Genomic DNA, 18,317 nt, shown 5'->3' with positions numbered 1-18,317 from the left:
CCAAGCCTGGCGTCGGCTTCACTGCCAGTGCGACCGGGCTCCCCGTCGTGCCGACGGTGCTGAAGGTGCGCCGCGCCGAGAGAGCCGAAGGGCAGGTCTGGCCGCTGCGAGGCTGTGTCCGCAGCGGAGCTGCTCTCTGGCTCCGCTGCGCGCCGAGCAGCTCACCACCCCCAGCGACTGTCCGCCTCGGGGCGGCGGTCCGACCGCTCGCTCCAGCATGATCCCGCAGGAGGCTGAGCGCTTCGTCGCGACCGCGCGGGTTGGCCGCTTGGCGACGATCGGCGACGACGGCTTCCCCTATCTCGTCCCCTTCTGCTACGTCCTTTATCAGGGGGCACTCTGGATGCCGCTCGATGCGAAGCCGAAGCGCGTTCCTGTCGAGCGGCTGAAACGGGTTCGGAACCTGATCGCCCGGCCGAATGTCGGGGTCGTGATCGACCGGTGGGCAGAGGATTGGTCCCAGCTGGGATATGTCCAGATCCGGGGGATCGCCTCGCTCGTTCGCGAGGGGGAAGAGCGGGAGGCCGCGTTGCGCCTGCTGCGGGAGAAGTATCCCCAGTACCGCATGATGCCGGAGATCGCGGTCAATCCGACCGTTCGGATCACGCCTGTCGCGGTGCAGGTTTGGGGCCATCTCGGATGACGACGTCGGCGTCGCCCCGGAGGATGGCGTCGATCACGGCGTCTCCGCTTCGCTCCTTGACCTCAACGAGCATCCAAGCGCGGTTCATCATCTCGGGATAGTGGCAATCATCGGTCGCCACCCGAGGAAGAAGCAGGCTTTCATATTGGGGGCAGTAGACGCCGTGGTTGGTGATCTCAAAAGCGTCGAAGCGGTGCTCCTTGACCGCGCGCGCCACCTGCTCAGCGGTCATCCCATAGCGGCGCGGGTGGTTGAGGATGCGAAGCAGTTTCGTCTCGCCCCAAATATGGCCGACATGCTGCCAATACAGCTGCTGGTAAGAGACCTCGCTCCCGCGCAGCACGAGCAGCCCGTCAGGGACTGTCAGCCGCGCCAGCTCCTCCTCGGTCAGCTCCATATCATGGTCGGTGATGGCGACGACATCAAACCCATGCTCCGCATAGCGTCGCAGCAGTTCGTTCGGGGTGAGCGTGCCGTCGCTGCGCACCGTGTGCGCGTGCAGCGCGACTTTGAGCAGCATGAACAATCCTCTGAATGCTAGGCTGGTGGTGCGAAAGACGCTGACGCACCGACACGCGTACGCAGTCAGTATACCACCCTTTCCGAGCGAGCCAGCCTGCTTGTACCTTGCTTGGGTGGCTGCCATAATCCCCACCTGTCGCACCATTCGCGCCTGGAGGGTGTTTGTGCGAGCAGCCGTTCTCCTTCTCGCCGTTGCGGTCGGGTTCGCCGCGACGCTCCCGGCAGGGGCGCAGTCGCCGCGCAACCTGATTGTCAATTACAGCTTTGAGCAAGGGTTCGACCCCTATGAGGGGGGAGAAGTGGGAAAGGGGTGGACGCCGTTCGTCCTGAGCGGCTCGCTCTCATTCCGGGATACGGCCGCACTCAGCCCGGCCTTCGTCGAAAAGATCGAGGGCGCCACCTCGCAGACGCTCTGGTCGGATGGCTCCTCCTTTGTCGCGGGGATCTATCAGCGGCGCAGCGTCACCCCCGGCAAGTATTACAAGGCGTGGCTGGCAACGGCGGCGAAAGTGAACGGCGGCGGCCCGATGGTTCGAACGATTGGGCTCGACCCGACCGGCGGCACCGACCCGCGCGCGCCGACCGTGGTGTGGGGAACGCGCTACGCGGGAGAAAAGTGGGCGACGATCGAGATCGGTGACGCGCCAGTCGTCCGCGCCGCAGCCGCCGGCGACCGCATGACCGTCTTCATCAAGGTGGAAAACGGCGGCGGCGGTCGGAACCAAGCCTTTCTCGATGCCGTGTTCCTGATTGAAGACGGCGACGCGCCGGCGACGCTTCAGCAGCCTGCAAGCGCTCCGCAGCCGGGCGGCCGGACAACCTCTCCTCCCGGCCAAGCGGCGACAGCCACCCCCCTTCCGCCTACTCGTCCTCCGGGCACCGAGGGCCGCAACGACTATCCCGTGGAAGGCGGCTGGTTCTACAGCCAAGCGAACGGTCGCGACGCGGGCGGCGTCTACGGCTATACCGTCACCGACGCTGATGGGGTGCCGTTCTGGACGTGGTTCCAGCGCTATGGCGGGGTGAATGCCGTCGGCTACCCTGTCTCCCATCGCTTTCTGTGGGACGGCTTTGTCAGCCAAGCGTTCCAAAAAGTGATCTTCCAGTACCGTCCCGACCAAGGCGGCGCCGTGGTCTTCATCAACGTGTTCGACCAATTGTCGCGGGCCGGCAAGGATGACTGGCTGCTGACGGTGCGCAACGTCCCGAAATCAAACGACTGGCAGTCTGATCAGGGCAAGGAGTGGCCGGCGATCGTCCAAAACCACCTCGCGATCCTCAACCCCTACCCCGCCCTCAGGAGCGCCTATCTCGCCGCGCCTGACCCTGTCACCCAGTATGGCTTGCCGATGGGGGTGCAGGAATTCAGCAACGTCATCGTGGTACGCGCGCAGCGGACAGTGTTCCAGCAGTGGAAGATCGACGTGCCTTGGGCACGCGCGGGCCAAGTGGTGCTGGCGAACGGCGGCGATGTGGCCAAGGAGGCAGGGATCCTTCCCGGCGAGGCGATCGGTCCGCAGCCGTACAACTACAAGCCGGCGGCTTTGCCGGTCGTCAACCTCGCTGCGTCCCACGCCAGCCCGACCCCGACAGCCGCCCCTGCTGCCACGCCGACCCCCGCGAGCGCGCTGCCCTACGCGGTGGAGAGCATCTCCTATCTGCCGAACTGCGCGCTGACGCAGATCCGGATCCAAGTTCGGGATGCTGCGGGCAATCCGGTGAACGGGCTTATCGCCCGCGTCACGTGGGCAGGGCACACGGGGGCGCCGATCCCCTCGGCGCGCACTGGTGCGCCCGGTCAATACGACCCCGGCTGGACGGACTTCACGCTGCAGCCGCGTCCCATCGACCAGACGTGGACGGTCACGCTCTGGGACGGAGAGACCCAAATCGGCGGTCCTGTCGATGTGCAGAGCAACAGCATCTGTCAGGGGCCAGACGCGCGGCAGATCATGACCATTGTCTTTCGGCGCCGGTAAAGGCGCGGCGCGCTCACCGGGCGAGGCCTCGGCGAGAATGCGCGCTCCGCGCGCGCCCGCCGTTTCGCGCTCGAGCCTCAGGCCGGCGGCGTATACCGATAGACGTCCATCGGCTTGAGGAAACGCGGCGCGACCTCCTCCACTGTTCCGCCAGTCGGGTGCCAGTTGGGGATCGTCGCGAAGATCGCCTCGGCATTCGCTTGGAGTTCGGCGACAAGCCGATCCTCATCGATACCGGGGACGACGCCGTTCTCGCAGACGACGCGGCCGTCGATCATCACCAGTTTGATGTCGGAGGGTATCCCCGTCAGCACAAGATCCTGAACAGGATCCCGCAGCGGGGCGGCGCCGATCCGGCGAAGATCGATGACGAGGAGGTCTGCCTTAGCGCCCGGGTATAGCCGTCCCAGATCGGGGCGGCCCAGGGCGGTGGCACCGCCGATGGTCGCTGCATTGAAAACGGCGAGTGAATCCGCCGCGCCAGGGTCGTTCTCCGCGACTTTTCCCATCAGAGAAGCGAGGCGCATCTCATGCATCATGTCGCGGGGATAGTGGTCGGTGCCGAGCGCAAGGGTGACGCCCGCCGCTCGGTAGCGGTCGAAAGAACGGAGGAGATGGCCGCGCCGAAAGAGGGTGGTGGGACTGTGGCAGACGGCGACCCCAAACGCCCCGAGGAGGCGCAGGTCTTCGTCCCCCGGCAGCCCGGTCGACGGATGGCCGGTGATGAAAGGGCAATGGGCGAGGATCAGGTCGGGGCCGAGAAAGCCGATTTCAGCGAAATGCTGGATGGTCGTCTTCCCGGTGCGCCGGAGCATCTCGTGGAGTTCATAGAGGCTTTGGGCGGCGTGCATCTGCATCTTCACCCCGAGCGCTCGGGCCGCCGCCTTCGTCTCCTGAAGGAGCCGGTCGGTGCAGGTGTCGCCTTGGTAGGGGAAGAGCATTCCTTGGATTCGGCCGTTGAAGCGCCCGGCGTGCCGTTCGATAAACGCCACCGCTGCCCGCAGGGCGGCCAGCCCCTCGTCGGGGAACCACTCGATCTCGAGACGGCCGTCGACAAAGACATGCGCGCCAGAGCGGAACCCGGGCGCGAGGTAGGCACGGATGCCGAGCTCGCCGAAGATTGTTGCCATCGCCTCGGGGTCGCAGCCTTGGCCGAGGTCGACGACAGTCGTGCAGCCCGACTTCAGCAGTTCTACCGCAGTCGCTCGTCCCCCGATTTCGGCGCGCTCCCCAGCGCCAATCGGGGTGGCGCCTTTCCTCGGGCTGAACGCCAGATAGCCGGCATTAAACAGCGAGGGGTAGCGCCGCTCGGTGACAAGCCGCGTCGCCACCGTCGACCCCGAGTGGAGATGGAGGTTGACAAACCCCGGCGACACCAGCCGGTGACTCGCATCGATCTCAGCATCAAACGGGCCCGCCGCATTCCCGATCGACTCCACCCGGTCGTCGCGGACAACGAGATCGACATTGCGCAGAAGGCGATGCTCAGCGCCGTCGAAGGCGATCAGTTCGCCGCAGCGAATGCGGGTCCGCCGGGTCATGGGAGGGTGAGGACGACCTTGCCGAAATGGGCGCCCGCAGCGAGGTAGCGGTGCGCCTCCGCCGCTTCGGCCATCGGGAAGGTCCGGTCGACCACCGGAGTGAGAAGCGCCGGAAAGGCAGACAGCACCTCTCGCTGGAAGCGTCGGACCCGATCCGGCGTCAGCATCGCCGCAGTCGACATGCCGAAGACGGCGAGATGCTTGCCGATGAGCTGCCCCAGTTCGATCTCGGGGGTTGCGCCGAGGGTCGTCGAGAGAGGGACAATGCGCCCATTCAGCGCGAGTGCCCGCAAGCTCGCCGCGAAGACGGGCCCCCCGAGCGTATCGACAACGGCATCAACTCCCCGCCCCTCAGTCTCGCGAAGCGCCCAGGCGACAAAATCCTCCTCGCGCGAATTGCAGCCGGCATCGAGCCCGAGCGCCTTCGCGCGCGCGATCTTCTCGGCCACGATCTCGGTGCCGATAACGCGAGCGCCGATCAGCTTGCCGAGTTGCACCAGCGCCTGCCCGACCCCGGCGCCGACAGCATGGACAAGAAGCGTTTCTCCGCGGCGGAGGTTTATCAACTCGCTGAGCGCTAACCAGCTCGTGAGAAAGGCGACGGGGATCGCTGCTCCGGCAACGAAATCGAGCCCGGCCGGGATGGGCATCGCGACCCAGTCGAGCATCCGCGCGTATTCAGCATAGCCGCCGGAGCCCGCGATGCCGCAGACACGGTCGCCGATATTCCAGCGCGTCACCCCTGGCCCCAGTTCGACAACCTCCCCCGCGATTTCGATGCCGGGAATAGCCGGCAGCGAGCGAAAAGGGTAGAAGTAGATCCCCGGCACGGGCGTCCGCTCTGGATAGCGGTTGGCGCGTGCGGTTAGATCCGCCTGGTTGACGCCGGCCGCCCGAACGCGCACGAGGATCTCGCCCGCGCCAAGCGACGGCCGGTCAGCGTCGCCCCAGCGCATCACCTCGGGACCGCCGTACTGCTCGATCACGACTGCTTTCATGCGCTCCTCCGGCGGCGACTATCGTATCAGAGGGAGCTCATCGGTCGAGGACACGGGAGTACGCCCGCGCTGTCGCCCGCGCGGTGCGCTCCCACGTGAACAGCCGCGCCCGCTCGCGGCCGCGCGCTCGCAGCTCCGCGCGCCGCTGCTCGTCTGCCATCAACCGGGCAAGAGCGCTCGCAAGCGCTTCCTCATCGTCAGGCGGAACGAGTTCGCAGGCATCGCCGGCAACTTCGGCGACGCTCGTCGCGTCGGCGCAGATCACCGGCGTCCCGGCGGCCATCGCCTCAAGCACAGGCAAGCCGAACCCCTCGTAGCGGCTCGGATAGCAGAACACCGTTGCCGCCTGATAGAGCAGCCGCTTCTCTTCTTCCGCGACCCGGCCAAGCCAGCGGAGACGGTCGCCGAGGGGAGCCGCCTCCGCCCGCACGTCGGGATAAAGGGGCGGCCGAGGCGGCGGCGGCTCTCCCGCGATCACGAGCGGCCACTCCCCTGCCCGCGCAGCCGCGCGAAGGAGCAGCGGCACATTCTTTCGTGCGTCGAACCCGCCGAGATAGAGCACAAATCGCTCCGGCAGCCGCGCGGCAGACCGGTAGGCAGCGAGTTCGCGCGGCGAAGCAGGAGCGGCAAGGCGCTCGTCGTGCCCGAGGGGAACAACCTCAACCCGGCTAGCGGGGATGCCCCCGAACCGTTCGAGATCGCGCCGCGTCGTTTCCGAGTCCGCGAGGATGAGGTCCGCGCGGCGCGCACCCGCCAACGCAAGATGCGTATAGACCCGGTAGGGGAGCGGGCCGCGATGCTCCGGCAGCGCCAGCATAATCAGATCGTGGACAGTCACCACCAAGGGAAACGGCGACCGCAAAGGCGGACCGAGATACGGCACATGCAGCAGTTGAACGCCGGCCGCGCGCGCGGCCCGCAGCACGCCGACATATTCCCACGCCAGTTTCGCGAGCGCGCCGCTGCTTCCCCGTCCCAGAACAGTGAGCAGCACTCCGCTGCGCGCCAGCCACTCGGCGAGACGAACCGAATATTGGCCGGTCCCCGTCCAAGGGCGGTTGATAAACTCGCCGCTCAGCCCGACCTTCATCCTGCGGCCTGCCGATAGACCGCGATCTGGGCGCGCGCCGACAGCTCCCAGTCGAACTGCGCCGCTTGGGGAGGACCGGCAGCGCGCAGGCGCTCAGCGAGCGCCTGATCGCGAAGGACGGCGCAGATCGCATCTGCAATCGCTTGGGGGTCCCCCGGCGGCACAAGGAGCGCCGCCGCGCCAGCCACCTCGGGAAGCGAGCTCGTGTTGGAACAAACGACCGGCGCGCCGCAGGCGAGCGCTTCTGCGACCGGAAGTCCAAACCCTTCGTAGAAGCTGGGGTAGACGAAGCAGGCGCACCCAGTGAGAAGCGCCGGCAGGTCGTCGTCCGGCACAAAGCCGAGCGCGAGGACCTCGCCCGCATAGGGCGAGGCGTCAAGATGGGCGGCGAAGGCTTCCTCCCGCCACCCTGCAGGGCCGGCAATGAGCAGCCGCACCTCGATCCCGCGGTCGCGGACGATCCGGAACGCGTCGAGCAGGCCGGCGAGATTTTTGCGCGGCTCGCGGGTGCCAAGGGCGAACAGGTACGGCCGCTCGACCGGATACCGCCCGCGGAGACGAACAAGCTCCTCAGGGGCAGCGGGACGAAAGCGCTGGTCCACCCCGCCCCGCACGACCGTGATCCGGCCGCCGGGAAGCCCGAGCAGCCGCTGGAGGTCCTCCTTCGTCGCCGACGAGTCCGCGCAAATTGCTGCCGCCCGCCGGATGCTGTGCGGCACGGCGCGGCGCAGAAAGCGGACGTTGCGGGCATCGGCAAACTCCGGGTGGATCAGGAACGTCAGGTCATGGACCGTTACCACCCCTTTAGCGCGGCGGAGCGCGGGGAGCAGAAAGTTCGTTCCATGAAAGACGTCGATCGGCCCGGTGAAGCGCTCGATCGGCAGGGGAAGACCGAGCACGTTCCAGAGGAAAAGACTGAGTTTCTCGGAGAAGGGAAGCCGAACGACGGGAATGGCCGGCGGCGTCGCGCCGGGACTATCGCGCGAGACCACCAGCCGGATCTCAATCTCTGCTCTCGCGCGGAGTACCGCAGCGACGAGTTCGCGAACGAAGCGGCCGATCCCCGCGCGCTGGCGGAGCGCCGGGGTGTAGTCGATCGCAACGATCATCTAGCGGCGATGGCGGAACGCCAAGAGGTAGACAACGAACCCGACCGCGATAAGGCTCCAGTAGGAAATCGTTCGGTCCAGCAGCGTGATGGCAGCGGCCGTGTCATCGGCCACGCCGATCAGCGCAAACAGCGTAATCACGCCAGCCTCGACGACCCCGAGCCCGCCCGGGGTTGCGGGAACGGCCGTCAGCAGCGAGTTCGCAAGCGCCACGAAAATGATGACAGCGAGACCGAGGGGAATGCCGAGCGATTGGGTGACAAAGAACAGCCGGCCCGCTTCTGTCAGCCAGATGGTGATGGTGAGCGCGGCGATGAGCGGCACTTGCCGAACCCGGAAGCTGCCGAGGACGCCGAGACGAAAGCGGTACCACAGCCCAGCAAGCCGCTTCGGCAGCAGCCGCTCGGTGCGCTGGCCGACGAGACGGAGCGTGATCAGCGCGCCGAGGAGCAGGACAACCAGCACAAACCCGACCAGCAGAATGTGCTCCGTCACGAGCGCGCGCTCCGCCGACATCCCCTGAATGACGCCGATTGCGGAGAAGAGCAGCAGCGTGAAGAGCACCACCAAATCGATCGCGCGCTCCGCCACCAAGGTCCCGGTCGTTCGAGCGAAGCTGACCCCGCAGGCGTCCTTGAGGAGATAGGCGCGGTAAAAATCGCCGATCTTGGCCGGAACGAGGCAGTTGGCGAACCAGCCAAGGAGCAAAATCTCGCTCAAGCGCGGAATGCGCGGGTGGGTGACGGCGCGTGCCGCCTTGGCGTCGCTTGCTTCCACATTTTCGAGGAGCATCCGCCACCGCACCGCACGGAGCGGGAAGCCGAGGTAGTAGACGACCAGCGCAAGAACAAAGTACGCCGGATTCGCCTGCCGGATCTGGGCCCAAATCTCGCCGACATTGAGGTTGAGGCGGGTGAAGAGAAACCAGAGGATCGCTCCGGCGATGAGGAACGAGACCAAGGTGCGCAGATTAAGGACGCGCCGCCAGAGCGAGGGGTCTCCGCTCGGCTCGGCGCTCCCTTCTGTTGCCGGCGAGGCGCTCAGCGCCGAGAGGGAGGGCAGCGTCTCCGGCTCCATTCCTTGGGGACGGGTTGTCATGCTCCCTCGCCCTGGGTGCCGCTGCTCACCTGCCATCCCGCCTCGACCAGCCCGAGCATCAGGCCAACTTGCGCGGTCATCCCGCGGACAAACACGCTATCGAAGAGATGATGCACCGAAATCGCGATCAGCACCCCGAGCATCCCGAGCGCCAAGGCGAGCGGATGAGCGTACGGGTGACCGGCCCAGGCGCCACGGCGCTGCGCGCCGCGAATGCGGACCGTAGTATAGGCGAATGCGGACACTATCAGGAGAAGATAGGCGGTCAACCCGACGATCCCACTCTCAGCCAGGGCGTTCAGGTAGTAATTGTGCGCATGCGGCGGATTTGTTCCGCGCAGCACCCACTCAAGCGCTCCAAACTCCGGCCACAGCCGTTGAAAGTTGCCCGGCCCGATGCCATACCAGATGTTCGTGGCGAACATGTCCGCCGCCGCTTGCCACGTTGCCATCCGCTCCACGACCGACCAGTTTTCGGCGGTCAGTTCGACTTCTGAGATGTCGAAGACACTGAAGGTGTCTGCGATCGGTCGCAGCCGCTCGAGGACGACAGGAGGCAGGAGATCGAGCGCCCCGAACAGCCAGATGACGAGCCCTGCCGTCACGCCTCCGAGTAGCAGCAGAAACGTCCGGCGGCTCCGGGTCGCGAGGATCGCTACCACGGCAGCAGCGAGCGCGAGCCAGCCCGCGCGCGAAAACGACATCGCCTCAGCGCCGGTCATGAGGACCCCCGCTCCGGCTGCGAAGAGCAGCGGGAGGCCGAGCACGATCGTGCCGCCCCTACCCGCAGCAGCGGCGCGCTCCCGCTGCTGGGTTACCGCAACCAGCAGAATGGCGAAGATGATCGGCAGCCCGAGGTTTAGGAAGCCGGCATAGGGGTTCGGCTGGCCGAACTCGCCATGAGCGCGGATGAACCGCTCCGCAACGAGAAAGCCTTCTGGCCCGCGACGGAGGAAAAACTGATACCACCCCTGAGTCGCCGCGAGCGCCCCTGCCGCGATCAGGCAGCTGACGAGAAAGATCACCTGCCGCTGGGTGCGCACGACATTGACCGTCACGATCAGCAGCAGAAACGCTTCCACAAACTTCGCATACTCCTTCACCGCCAGCAACAGCCCTTCCGCCAGCGCAACCGACTGGGCGAAGAGGAGGAGGTAGATCACAAAGGGGATGATCATCGGCGACCAGCGGAAGTCGGCGCGGCGGGCAGCGGCGACGCGAAGCACCCACGCCAGCACGACGAGCGCGATAAGAGGCTGGGTCACCGTCAGCGCGATGCCGCCCACCACAACCTCAGCAAGCGCTCCGAAGGGAATGCTGAACAGGATCAGCCCAAGCCCGACCTCGGGCCGGACGAGCGCGAGCACGAAAAAGACGCCCGCCGCGAGGCCACCGGCCACATAGCGGAGGGGCTGGGTCGCAATCAGGAAAGCGAGGAGCAGAGCGGCGCCTCCCACCGCAAGCGCCGCCCGCGGGGAGAGCAGGCCGCGCTCCCACGGCGGAGTAAGAAGGTCGCTCAGTTCATCGAGAAGCGCGCGCAGCCACGGAGCGCGCGGCGGCCGAGCAGAGCGGACGGTCGAGGTCACGCCGGCTCAACGACCCGGTCACGCGAAGCCAGAAGGCCAAGCTCAAGCCGAAACCACTCGATCGTCTGCCGCAACCCGTCCTCAATCCCGACGCGTGGCGTCCAGCCGAGGAGCCGCCCGGCCTTGGTGATATCCGGACGCCGGCGCGCGATCTCCTCCTCGCGCGCCGGAAGGTGGACAATCGCCGAGGGAGAGGCAGCAAGCTCCTTGATCAGCCGGGCAAGGTCGATGACGGCGTATTCGAGCGGATTGCCGAGATTGATCACCTCGCCTGCCAAGCCGGGAAGGGTCGCTGCGCGCCAGATCCCGTCGACAAGGTCGGTGACATAGCAGAAGGAGCGCGTCTGCAGGCCGGAGCCGTAGACCGTGATCGGCTCCCCGCGCAGCGCTTGGGTGATGAAATTCGGCACAATCCGGCCATCGTTCGGGTCATTGCGCGGCCCGTAGGTATTGAAAATCCGAACAATGCGCGCATCGAGCTGATACTGTCGGACATAGGTGATCGTCAGCGCCTCACCGTACCGCTTCGACTCGTCATAACAGGCGCGCGGTCCCACCGGATTGACATTCCCCCAGTACGTTTCTGGTTGCGGATGAACGAGCGGGTCGCCATACGCTTCGGAGGTCGAGGCGAACAGGAACCGGGCGCCATCACGGCGGGCGAGGTCGAGAAGACGCTGGGTGCCGAGCGAGTTGGTCAGCATCGTCTCGATCGGGTAGCGGCTGTAGCCCACCGGGCTTGCCGGGCTCGCGAGGTGGAGATAGAGATCGCCCTCGATGTCAGGATGCTCGTCGTTGACATCGCGTTCGAGGAACTGGAAGTCCGGCCGCCCGAGCAAGTGCTCGATATTCGCGCGCCGTCCGGTGATGAGATTGTCGATGACCACGACCGAGTGACCGCGCGCTAGGCACAGGTCGGCGAGGTGCGACCCAATAAAGCCCGCCCCGCCGCTGATCACGATCCGCATCGACCCTCCTGAGCTGCCTGTTCCCGCGCGAGGACAGCCATTCCCCCAACGGCGAGCCAGAACAGAAACGCGAGATCCGGCAGAAAGTAGCCGTTGTCAATCATGCCATGCAGGAGCGCCGCAAGCATGCCGCCGGCCAGCGCCAACGCGCTCGACCATCCCGGAGCCGCGCGGAATCGTAACACCCGTGCTGCGCCGCGCCAGAAGCCGAAGAGCGCTAGCGTCAGGGCGGCTAGCCCCAGCACGCCGGTGCGCAACCAAGCATCGAGGAGCAGATTGTGCGGATGAGAGATGTTCGGCTCGCGCCATCCCTCAGCCGGCATGTAGCCGCGGTCGCGATAGGCGGAGAGGAAATTGTCGGGCCCGACGCCAAGCAGCGGATGGTCGAGCGCCATGCGCCATGCTGCTCCCCAGAGGAGCGGGCGCTGGAGCGACGTGTGTTCAGAGAGCAGCCGCCCGGGCGCCATGACGCTCGCGACCACGACAGCGCCCGCGACCGCACCAAGCGCGGCCGGCACAGCGAGCCGCCAGCTGCGGAAGGCGAGAAGCGCGAGCGTCGCCGCAGCGACCGCCAACCATGCGCCGCGCGAGAAGGTGAGGACGAGCGCCCCCGCCATTGCCCCCGCCGCAACGAGCGCCGGCACGCCGCGCCGCGCCCAATGGCGGAGCGGTTCGCCGGCTCGCGGCACGGCGAGAGCAACCGCCATCGGCGCAAGCCGGTCGAGGAGGAGCGCCAGCTGGTTCGGAGAATGGTAGACAGCGAGGACCCGGCGGACGCCGCCCGTCGCCTCAACGATGCCGATGGCAAGGTAGTGGTAGAACGCATACGCCGCGACGGCGACCCCAAGCGCAACGCCGGCAATGACCAGCCGCTCGACGGCACGCCGGTCGAGGCTGGTCATGATCATCACTCCGAACAGCACGGGCTCCACGATGACCACGCGGAGTTCCCGAAGCGCCTCGTGGCGGTTCACGGCCGCAAGAGCGGAGAGCACCCCGGCGACCACAAAGAGCGTGGCAGGAAAAAGCGCTCCGCCCATCTCTCGCCACCGCTCGAGAATGCGCGCCGGACGGAGGGCACTTGTCGCGGCCCACGCGATGACACAAGCGACCAGCGCGACCTCCGCCGGGCTGAAGCGATAGCTGCCGACCGGCTTGGCCGGAACCGGGTTCGCGTCGACCGGCAGGTAAAACGGGCAGGCGACGACGACGGCAAGCAGCGCCCAATCGAGGCGAAGCATCGCCCCGAGCACGAAGAGGAGCCCTCCTGCGCCGGCAAGCGGAAAGGGGAGCGCGATCCAGAGCGCAGCCCCGCCGAGGAGCGCGGCCGCCGCCGCGCGATCACGCTGGCGCGCTGTCCGAAAGAGGGGCGGATGGTCAAGCGCGCGGAAGCCGGGAGCGGCACGCAGCATGGCCGGAGTATACCAATGCCGACGCGCCGCATTGTTTGTGGTGAGGCTAGTCGGTAATATTTTCCGTCGCACCTGAATGCGTCGCGCTGCTGGAATGTCGGTGATTGAACACGTCCGCGCTGCCCTCGATCGCGCCCCAGAGCAGTACCGCACGACGGGCCGGCCCTTCGTCACGCTCACCTACGCCCAAAGCGTCGACGGCAGCATCACGACGCGGCGGGGCGAGCGGCTGCAGCTGAGCAACGAGCGCTCCGCGCGCTTCACCCACCAGCTGCGGGCGCTGCACGACGCGATCCTGGTCGGGGTCGGCACTGTCGTTGATGATGACCCGCAGCTGACGGTCCGGCTTGTGCCCGGCCGCGATCCTCAGGTGGTCGTCGTCGATAGCCAACTGCGCGTCCCTATCTCCGCCAATATCTTCCGGAACGAGCGGCGGCCGTGGCTTGCCACGACCGCCGCTGCCGATGCCCGCCGAGTGATCGAGCTGGAGGAAGCGGGCGCGCAAACGTTTCGCCTGCCGGCCACTGACAACGGCTGGGTCAATCTCCGGGCGCTCCTCGAGCAGCTTGGCGCCTTGGGCGTGCGAACGCTCATGGTCGAAGGCGGCAGCCGCATCATCACCAGCTTTCTCCTCGCCAATCTCGTCGATCAGGTAATCATCACGGTGGCGCCAGTGCTTGTCGGGGGATTGCGCGCAGTCGAGGCGCTCATTCCTTTCGACGGTCCCGCGCCGCTCCGCCTGCGCAATGTCGCGGTGGAGGTCTGCGACGACGACGTGCTGATCCGCGGCGACCTCGGATCGCTCCCGCGATGACAGTCGCTGAACTGTGGTTCGTCGGACCGCGGCAGGCTGAGGTTCGCCGTCGCGACCGCGTCTTCCCTCAGGATAACCAGGTGCTTGTCCGGGCGCTCCGGTCGGCGGTCAGCGCCGGCACGGAATTGCTGGTCTATCGCGGTGAGCTGCCCGACACGCTGCTGGCCGACGAGCGGATTGCGGCCCTGCAGGTTGCGCCCCGCTTTCCGTTGCAGTACGGCTATGCCTTCGTCGGCCGCGTCATTGCAGCGGGCCCGCTCGCCGACCCGCGCCTTGTCGGCCGCCGCGTTTTTGCCTTCGCCCCCCACGCCGCAGAGGCGCTTGTCGCTGAAGGAGACCTCCTGCCTATTCCGGACGAGGTCGCCACCGACGACGCCGCGCTCTACCCCTCGCTCGAGACAGCGGCGACACTCGTCCTCGATGCGCGGCCGCTGCTGGGAGAGAAGGCGGTTGTCATCGGCCAAGGCGTCGTCGGCTTGCTGGTGACAGCCCTCTTGGCCCGCTTTCCGCTCGGCGACCTCCTCGTCATCGACCCGATCGAAGCGCGGCGGGCGCGCGCGCTTGCGCTCGGAGCGCATTGGGCGGGGAGCCCCGCGGATCTCGAGGCGGCCCTTGCCCGTCTCGGTTCGACGAAGGCTGACCTCGCCATCGAGCTGAGCGGTCGGCCGGAGGCACTCGACCTTGCGCTCGCGGCTGTCGGTTTTGCCGGGCGCATCATCGTCGGGTCGTGGTACGGGACGAAGCGCGCGCCGATCGACCTCGGCGGGCGCTTCCATCGCGACCGGATCACCATCGTCTCCAGCCAAGTGAGCACCCTCGCCCCGGCGCTCGCCGGCCGGTGGGACCGCGCTCGCCGCACCGCCGTCACGTGGCAGCTGATCCGCGAGATCCGCCCCTCCTCCCTTATCACCGACCGAGTGCCGATCGAGGACGCTCCTTCGCTCTACCGCCGCCTCGATGCCGGCGACCCGACTATCCTGCAGGCGCTTATCACCTACGGAGCGGACGACTAATGTATCGACTTGCTGTCCGGCGCGACTTCATCAGTCAGCATTTCCTTATCGGGGGAGACTGGGGACCCGAGAACGCCCCGCATTCCCACCATTACGTCCTCGAGGCCCGTCTAGAGGGAGAGGCGCTCGATCAGCACGGCTACCTCGTTGACATCGTCGCCGTCGAGTCGCTTCTCGACCGGCTGATCAGCCAGTATCGCGACCGCATGCTCAATGATCTCCCTGAGTTCGAGGGGCGCAATCCGAGCTTGGAGCATTTCGCCCGCATTCTCTGCAAAGCGCTCGACGACGGTCTCTCCTCGGCAGCGCTTTCGGCGATCGAAGTGCGGCTGTGGGAAAACGAAAACGCGTGGGCGTCGTTCCGGATCGCACGTTCCCCGTAGCGAACGAATGCGGGTCGCGCTGATCGTGTACGGTTCGCTCGGGCAGCGATCGGGCGGCTATCTCTATGACCGGATGCTGGTCCGCGCCCTCCGCGACGCTGGCGACGAGGTGATCGTCGTCTCACTGCGGCGTCGTCCCTTCCCCGCCGCTCTTCTCGACAACTTCTTCCCTCTTGCGTCGCGGCTTGCTCGGTTCTCCCCAGACCTCATCTTGGAGGATGAACTCTGCCACCTTTCTCTCTGCTGGGCGAATGCCGCGATTGCCCGACGGCTCCGCCGGCCGATCATCGCGATCGTCCATCATCTTCGGGTTTCGGAGTTTCCCCGCGATCGGCTCGGCGCTCTCTTCGAACGGCGCTACCTCCTCAGCCTCACCGGCGCGATCGTCAACTCGCGCGCGACCATGGCATCCGTGCTCGCGCTGCGCGGGAGCGCCCTCCCCTGCCACCTCGCGTTTCCGGGACGCGACCGGCTCGGCGCTCTCGCGGCCGAGGATGTCGTCGCGCGCGCGCGGCACCCCAGGCCGCTGCGGATTGTCACCGTAGGCAACCTTGAGCCCCGGAAGAACGTCGAGACCTTGATCTGCGCGGCGGCGCAGCTTCCTCCGGGAGCGTGGCAGCTGACGATCGTCGGCGGGGTCGTCGCCCCGCGTTATGCGGCGGCACTGCGCCGGCAGGCACGCGCGCTCGGCGTGGAAGAGGCAGTCCAGTTCAGCGGCAGGCTCGCAGACAGCGCGCTCATTCAGATCCTCAGGAAGTCGGACGTCTTCGCTCAGCCGTCGTGGCACGAAGGGTTCGGCATTGCCGCTCTCGAAGCGATGGGGTTTGGGCTTCCGGCGATTGTCTCGTGGGCCGGAGGCGCAAGCGAGTTCGTCACCAGCGGAGAGAACGGCTTCCTTGTCGACCCCGCGGATGTCGGCGGGGTCGCCGCAGCGCTTCGCGCGCTTCTCGACCGCGAGCGCCGGCTCGCCATGAGCCTCGCCGCCCTCGACCGCTACAATCGGCATCCGACGTGGAAACAGTCGATGGAGGACGCGCGCGCCTTTCTCGCCGCTTGTCACTAGGAGGGGGACCATGCCGATCTCGCCCCTGCGCCTTGCCATCACGCTCCTCGCCCTTGCCACCGCGCTTATCCACTTCTCGCTCCTGTTCATGATGGGGCGATTCGATGTTGCCTTCTTTCTGAACGGCGTCGGCTACCTCGCGCTCACGTTCGCCTACCTCACCAATGTGCCGCTGGGCGCAGCGCGCCGTCCGCTTCTGCACTTTCTGTTCATCGGGTATACCGGAGTGACGATCCTCGCTTGGGTGGCGCTCGGCGAAAAGAACCCGGCCGCGCCGCTCGGCGCCATCGGCTATATCGACAAAATCATCGAGATCCTGCTGATCGTCGCCCTGGTCATCAGTCTGCAGCGGGAGAGGCAGCAATAGACCACTACGCCTACCTTGCGGCAAAAGTCGCGCTCGACGACCGCTCCCTGAACCGACGAGTTCTCGCGTGGGTACGCCGCACGCTCCGCGAGCGTCCCGCATGGCGGATCATCGAGGTCGGCGCCGGGATCGGAACAATGGTCGACCGATTGCTGCGGTGGGGGCTGGTTGGGGACGGGAGAGAGGCCGCAATCGTCGCTATCGATGAGGATGAGGAAGCGGTCGCGCGCGGTACCCGTCTCTTCGCGCCGCGCCGCGCCGACCTCGCTGCGCGCGGTGTGACGGTGACGTTCCTCCGCCAGTCGCTCGAGGAAGCGGCGCGCACCGCGCCGGGCGCGTTTGATCTCGTTCTCGCCCACCACACGCTCGACTTGCTCAATCTCAGCACCGCCGTCCCTCAGCTGCAGGCGCTCGGCGCGCCGGATGCGGTCTTCTGGTTCACGCTCACCTTTGACGGCCGGACGCGCTGGACACCGGTCATCGAGCCGCGGCTCGACCGTGAAATTGAAGCCCGCTATCATGCGTCGATGGACAGCCGCGACGGAACAGTGCACAGCGCCGCCGGCCGTCGTCTCGGGTCGGCGATCCAGGCGTTCGGCGGACGCGTCGCGAGAAGCGGCGCGTCGTGGTGGCGGATCACTCCGCAGCCGGAGGGCTACCGCGAGGAGGAGCGGGTGGTGCTCGAAGCGATGCTTGCCTTCCATCAAGCTGCTCTCGCCGGCGCACCGCCGAGCGACCGCATCGAAGCGTGGCTGCGCGAGCGAAAGCGCCAGCTCGCCGCCGGTCAGCTTGGGCTTGCCGTCCGTCACCGCGACGCGGCCGGCTGGCTCTTCGACCCGAGCGCCTCGCTCCAGTCTCGTTCGGCGCGGAGCGCCGAGGCGAGCTCGCTGTAGGCTTGCGCAACCTGCTCCGGCTCCGTTCCTGCTAGCGGCGGCCCAACGACGAGACGGACGGCCGCCGGTCGTAGCCTCGGGTCGACCACCTGCAGCATTGCGGCAGCGCGCTCGCGTTGCGGCCCTGGTCGATAGAGCCGCGCCAACGGATGGCGCAGCGCGCCTCGGGTGAGCACGCCGCCGATAGCAACCGGCACAATCGAGAGGGCGGGCAGCCGAAGGCGGAGAGCAGTGAGCTGCCGTGACCAGCCGGCTGTCCTGCTGAACGCGTCGGCGTGAAGCAGCGGGTCCGGGTCGATCGTCCCGCTGGGGAACGTTGCCACGCGCCGGCCTTCCGCGAGGCGACGGGCGACTGCTCGGAAGGCGCCGATCCGTCCGCTGCCGTCATCCGGCACGAGGAGGAGCGACGGCAGCGTGTGAGGAAGGGCGCGAAAGAAGGGGCGGTCCGCCGCAACGAGGATGAGCGCGTCGTCGCCCATCGCTACGATCAGGGCGAGCGCATCGGTCAAACCTGGATGATTGGCGACGATCAAGACCGGTCCTTGAGCGGGGAACGCGGCAAGGCGGCGGACCTGCAGTGAACCGACGTGACGCGCCAAGAGCGACCGCGCGGCCGCGACGAGGCCGTCGCGCGCAACCTGCTGGTCAAACGCTGCTACCTCTTCGGCGAACTGGCGAGCGGGGCGCCGCCCAGCAAGCCGGACGACAGGACGCAGCACGCCTCGGCCCAGCCAGCCAACCGCCTCGACGAGGTCGTCGAGCGCGATCTCGGTCAGGCGGGCGACCTGTTCGCTCACGGCAATCGCGGCGAGCGGTCCCTCGGCGAAAGCACCATCAC

18 protein-coding genes are annotated in these 18,317 nt (G+C 67.1%); 8 read left to right on the top strand and 10 right to left on the bottom strand.

Going from position 1 to position 18,317, the window contains the following annotated elements:
- Positions 1-217 precede the first annotated feature (217 nt).
- Complete coding sequence (locus NZ773_04300) at positions 218-643, top strand: TIGR03668 family PPOX class F420-dependent oxidoreductase (protein ID MCS6801149.1); 426 nt, start codon at positions 218-220, stop codon at positions 641-643.
- Here the strand turns inward: NZ773_04300 and NZ773_04295 are convergent.
- Positions 603-1,163 (bottom strand): PHP domain-containing protein, encoded by a 561-nt coding sequence (locus NZ773_04295; protein ID MCS6801148.1) that lies wholly within the window; start codon positions 1,161-1,163, stop codon positions 603-605. The two genes, NZ773_04300 and NZ773_04295, sit on opposite strands and share 41 nt — an antisense overlap.
- 115 nt (positions 1,164-1,278) lie before the next feature.
- Between NZ773_04295 and NZ773_04290 the strand changes: the two genes are divergently transcribed.
- The gene (locus tag NZ773_04290; protein MCS6801147.1) at positions 1,279-3,144 is read left to right on the top strand and encodes a hypothetical protein; all 1,866 of its coding nucleotides are present in this window, start codon (positions 1,279-1,281) and stop codon (positions 3,142-3,144) included.
- Positions 3,145-3,221: 77 nt separating this feature from the next.
- On the opposite strand, the gene NZ773_04285 is transcribed toward NZ773_04290, so the two are convergent.
- The 8 genes from NZ773_04285 to NZ773_04250 are packed head-to-tail and all read right to left on the bottom strand — an operon-like array spanning position 3,222 to position 12,946.
- Positions 3,222-4,685: an amidohydrolase family protein gene (locus tag NZ773_04285; GenBank protein MCS6801146.1), complete on the bottom strand. Its 1,464-nt coding sequence runs from the start codon at positions 4,683-4,685 to the stop codon at positions 3,222-3,224.
- Positions 4,682-5,683, bottom strand: coding sequence for an NAD(P)H-quinone oxidoreductase (locus NZ773_04280; GenBank protein ID MCS6801145.1), 1,002 nt, complete (start codon positions 5,681-5,683; stop codon positions 4,682-4,684). Before NZ773_04280 ends, NZ773_04285 begins: the two co-directional genes overlap by 4 nt.
- Before the next feature lie 37 nt (positions 5,684-5,720).
- Positions 5,721-6,773, bottom strand: a complete 1,053-nt coding sequence (locus NZ773_04275; protein MCS6801144.1) for a glycosyltransferase family 4 protein — start codon at positions 6,771-6,773, stop codon at positions 5,721-5,723.
- Complete coding sequence (locus tag NZ773_04270; GenBank protein ID MCS6801143.1) at positions 6,770-7,882, bottom strand: glycosyltransferase family 4 protein; 1,113 nt, start codon at positions 7,880-7,882, stop codon at positions 6,770-6,772. Before NZ773_04270 ends, NZ773_04275 begins: the two co-directional genes overlap by 4 nt.
- Positions 7,883-8,980: a flippase-like domain-containing protein gene (locus tag NZ773_04265; protein MCS6801142.1), complete on the bottom strand. Its 1,098-nt coding sequence runs from the start codon at positions 8,978-8,980 to the stop codon at positions 7,883-7,885. It lies immediately after the preceding gene.
- Positions 8,977-10,566, bottom strand: a complete 1,590-nt coding sequence (locus NZ773_04260) for an O-antigen ligase family protein (protein ID MCS6801141.1) — start codon at positions 10,564-10,566, stop codon at positions 8,977-8,979. The genes NZ773_04265 and NZ773_04260 overlap by 4 nt, the downstream gene beginning before the upstream one ends.
- Positions 10,563-11,534 (bottom strand): SDR family oxidoreductase, encoded by a 972-nt coding sequence (locus NZ773_04255; protein MCS6801140.1) that lies wholly within the window; start codon positions 11,532-11,534, stop codon positions 10,563-10,565. The genes NZ773_04260 and NZ773_04255 overlap by 4 nt, the downstream gene beginning before the upstream one ends.
- Entirely contained in the window at positions 11,522-12,946 is a 1,425-nt protein-coding gene (locus NZ773_04250) for an O-antigen ligase family protein (GenBank protein ID MCS6801139.1), read from the bottom strand. The genes NZ773_04255 and NZ773_04250 overlap by 13 nt, the downstream gene beginning before the upstream one ends.
- 100 nt (positions 12,947-13,046) lie before the next feature.
- Between NZ773_04250 and NZ773_04245 the strand changes: the two genes are divergently transcribed.
- From NZ773_04245 to NZ773_04220, 6 genes are all read left to right on the top strand, one after another.
- Complete coding sequence (locus tag NZ773_04245; GenBank protein ID MCS6801138.1) at positions 13,047-13,760, top strand: RibD family protein; 714 nt, start codon at positions 13,047-13,049, stop codon at positions 13,758-13,760.
- Positions 13,757-14,773 (top strand): zinc-binding dehydrogenase, encoded by a 1,017-nt coding sequence (locus tag NZ773_04240; GenBank protein MCS6801137.1) that lies wholly within the window; start codon positions 13,757-13,759, stop codon positions 14,771-14,773. The genes NZ773_04245 and NZ773_04240 overlap by 4 nt, the downstream gene beginning before the upstream one ends.
- Positions 14,773-15,156 (top strand): 6-carboxytetrahydropterin synthase, encoded by a 384-nt coding sequence (locus NZ773_04235; GenBank protein MCS6801136.1) that lies wholly within the window; start codon positions 14,773-14,775, stop codon positions 15,154-15,156. Before NZ773_04240 ends, NZ773_04235 begins: the two co-directional genes overlap by 1 nt.
- Positions 15,157-15,163: 7 nt before the next feature.
- Positions 15,164-16,219, top strand: coding sequence for a glycosyltransferase family 4 protein (locus NZ773_04230; GenBank protein MCS6801135.1), 1,056 nt, complete (start codon positions 15,164-15,166; stop codon positions 16,217-16,219).
- 10 nt (positions 16,220-16,229) lie between these two features.
- The gene (locus NZ773_04225) at positions 16,230-16,586 is read left to right on the top strand and encodes a hypothetical protein (protein ID MCS6801134.1); all 357 of its coding nucleotides are present in this window, start codon (positions 16,230-16,232) and stop codon (positions 16,584-16,586) included.
- 137 nt (positions 16,587-16,723) lie between these two features.
- Positions 16,724-17,479 (top strand): hypothetical protein, encoded by a 756-nt coding sequence (locus NZ773_04220; GenBank protein MCS6801133.1) that lies wholly within the window; start codon positions 16,724-16,726, stop codon positions 17,477-17,479.
- Here the strand turns inward: NZ773_04220 and NZ773_04215 are convergent.
- Positions 17,392-18,276: a 1-acyl-sn-glycerol-3-phosphate acyltransferase gene (locus NZ773_04215; GenBank protein MCS6801132.1), complete on the bottom strand. Its 885-nt coding sequence runs from the start codon at positions 18,274-18,276 to the stop codon at positions 17,392-17,394. The two genes, NZ773_04220 and NZ773_04215, sit on opposite strands and share 88 nt — an antisense overlap.
- Positions 18,277-18,317: the final 41 nt, after the last annotated feature.

The organism is Dehalococcoidia bacterium (assembly GCA_025054935.1).
GTDB lineage: Bacteria > Chloroflexota > Dehalococcoidia > SpSt-223 > SpSt-223 > JANWZD01.
Note: the sequence above shows the minus strand (reverse complement) of the source record. Positions and strands in the feature narration are given on the sequence as shown.

What these genes read in the sequence shown, in the direction of transcription:
- NZ773_04225 (MCS6801134.1), top strand. Translation starts at nt 16,230, where the DNA reads ATGCCGATCTCGCCCCTGCGCCTTGCCATCACGCTCCTCGCCCTTGCC.
- NZ773_04280 (MCS6801145.1), bottom strand. Translation starts at nt 5,683, where the DNA reads ATGAAAGCAGTCGTGATCGAGCAGTACGGCGGTCCCGAGGTGATGCGC.
- NZ773_04300 (MCS6801149.1), top strand. Translation starts at nt 218, where the DNA reads ATGATCCCGCAGGAGGCTGAGCGCTTCGTCGCGACCGCGCGGGTTGGC.
- NZ773_04295 (MCS6801148.1), bottom strand. Translation starts at nt 1,163, where the DNA reads ATGCTGCTCAAAGTCGCGCTGCACGCGCACACGGTGCGCAGCGACGGC.
- NZ773_04250 (MCS6801139.1), bottom strand. Translation starts at nt 12,946, where the DNA reads ATGCTGCGTGCCGCTCCCGGCTTCCGCGCGCTTGACCATCCGCCCCTC.
- NZ773_04255 (MCS6801140.1), bottom strand. Translation starts at nt 11,534, where the DNA reads ATGCGGATCGTGATCAGCGGCGGGGCGGGCTTTATTGGGTCGCACCTC.
- NZ773_04285 (MCS6801146.1), bottom strand. Translation starts at nt 4,685, where the DNA reads ATGACCCGGCGGACCCGCATTCGCTGCGGCGAACTGATCGCCTTCGAC.
- NZ773_04270 (MCS6801143.1), bottom strand. Translation starts at nt 7,882, where the DNA reads ATGATCGTTGCGATCGACTACACCCCGGCGCTCCGCCAGCGCGCGGGG.
- NZ773_04240 (MCS6801137.1), top strand. Translation starts at nt 13,757, where the DNA reads ATGACAGTCGCTGAACTGTGGTTCGTCGGACCGCGGCAGGCTGAGGTT.
- NZ773_04235 (MCS6801136.1), top strand. Translation starts at nt 14,773, where the DNA reads ATGTATCGACTTGCTGTCCGGCGCGACTTCATCAGTCAGCATTTCCTT.
- NZ773_04265 (MCS6801142.1), bottom strand. Translation starts at nt 8,980, where the DNA reads ATGACAACCCGTCCCCAAGGAATGGAGCCGGAGACGCTGCCCTCCCTC.
- NZ773_04220 (MCS6801133.1), top strand. Translation starts at nt 16,724, where the DNA reads ATGGTCGACCGATTGCTGCGGTGGGGGCTGGTTGGGGACGGGAGAGAG.
- NZ773_04275 (MCS6801144.1), bottom strand. Translation starts at nt 6,773, where the DNA reads ATGAAGGTCGGGCTGAGCGGCGAGTTTATCAACCGCCCTTGGACGGGG.
- NZ773_04230 (MCS6801135.1), top strand. Translation starts at nt 15,164, where the DNA reads ATGCGGGTCGCGCTGATCGTGTACGGTTCGCTCGGGCAGCGATCGGGC.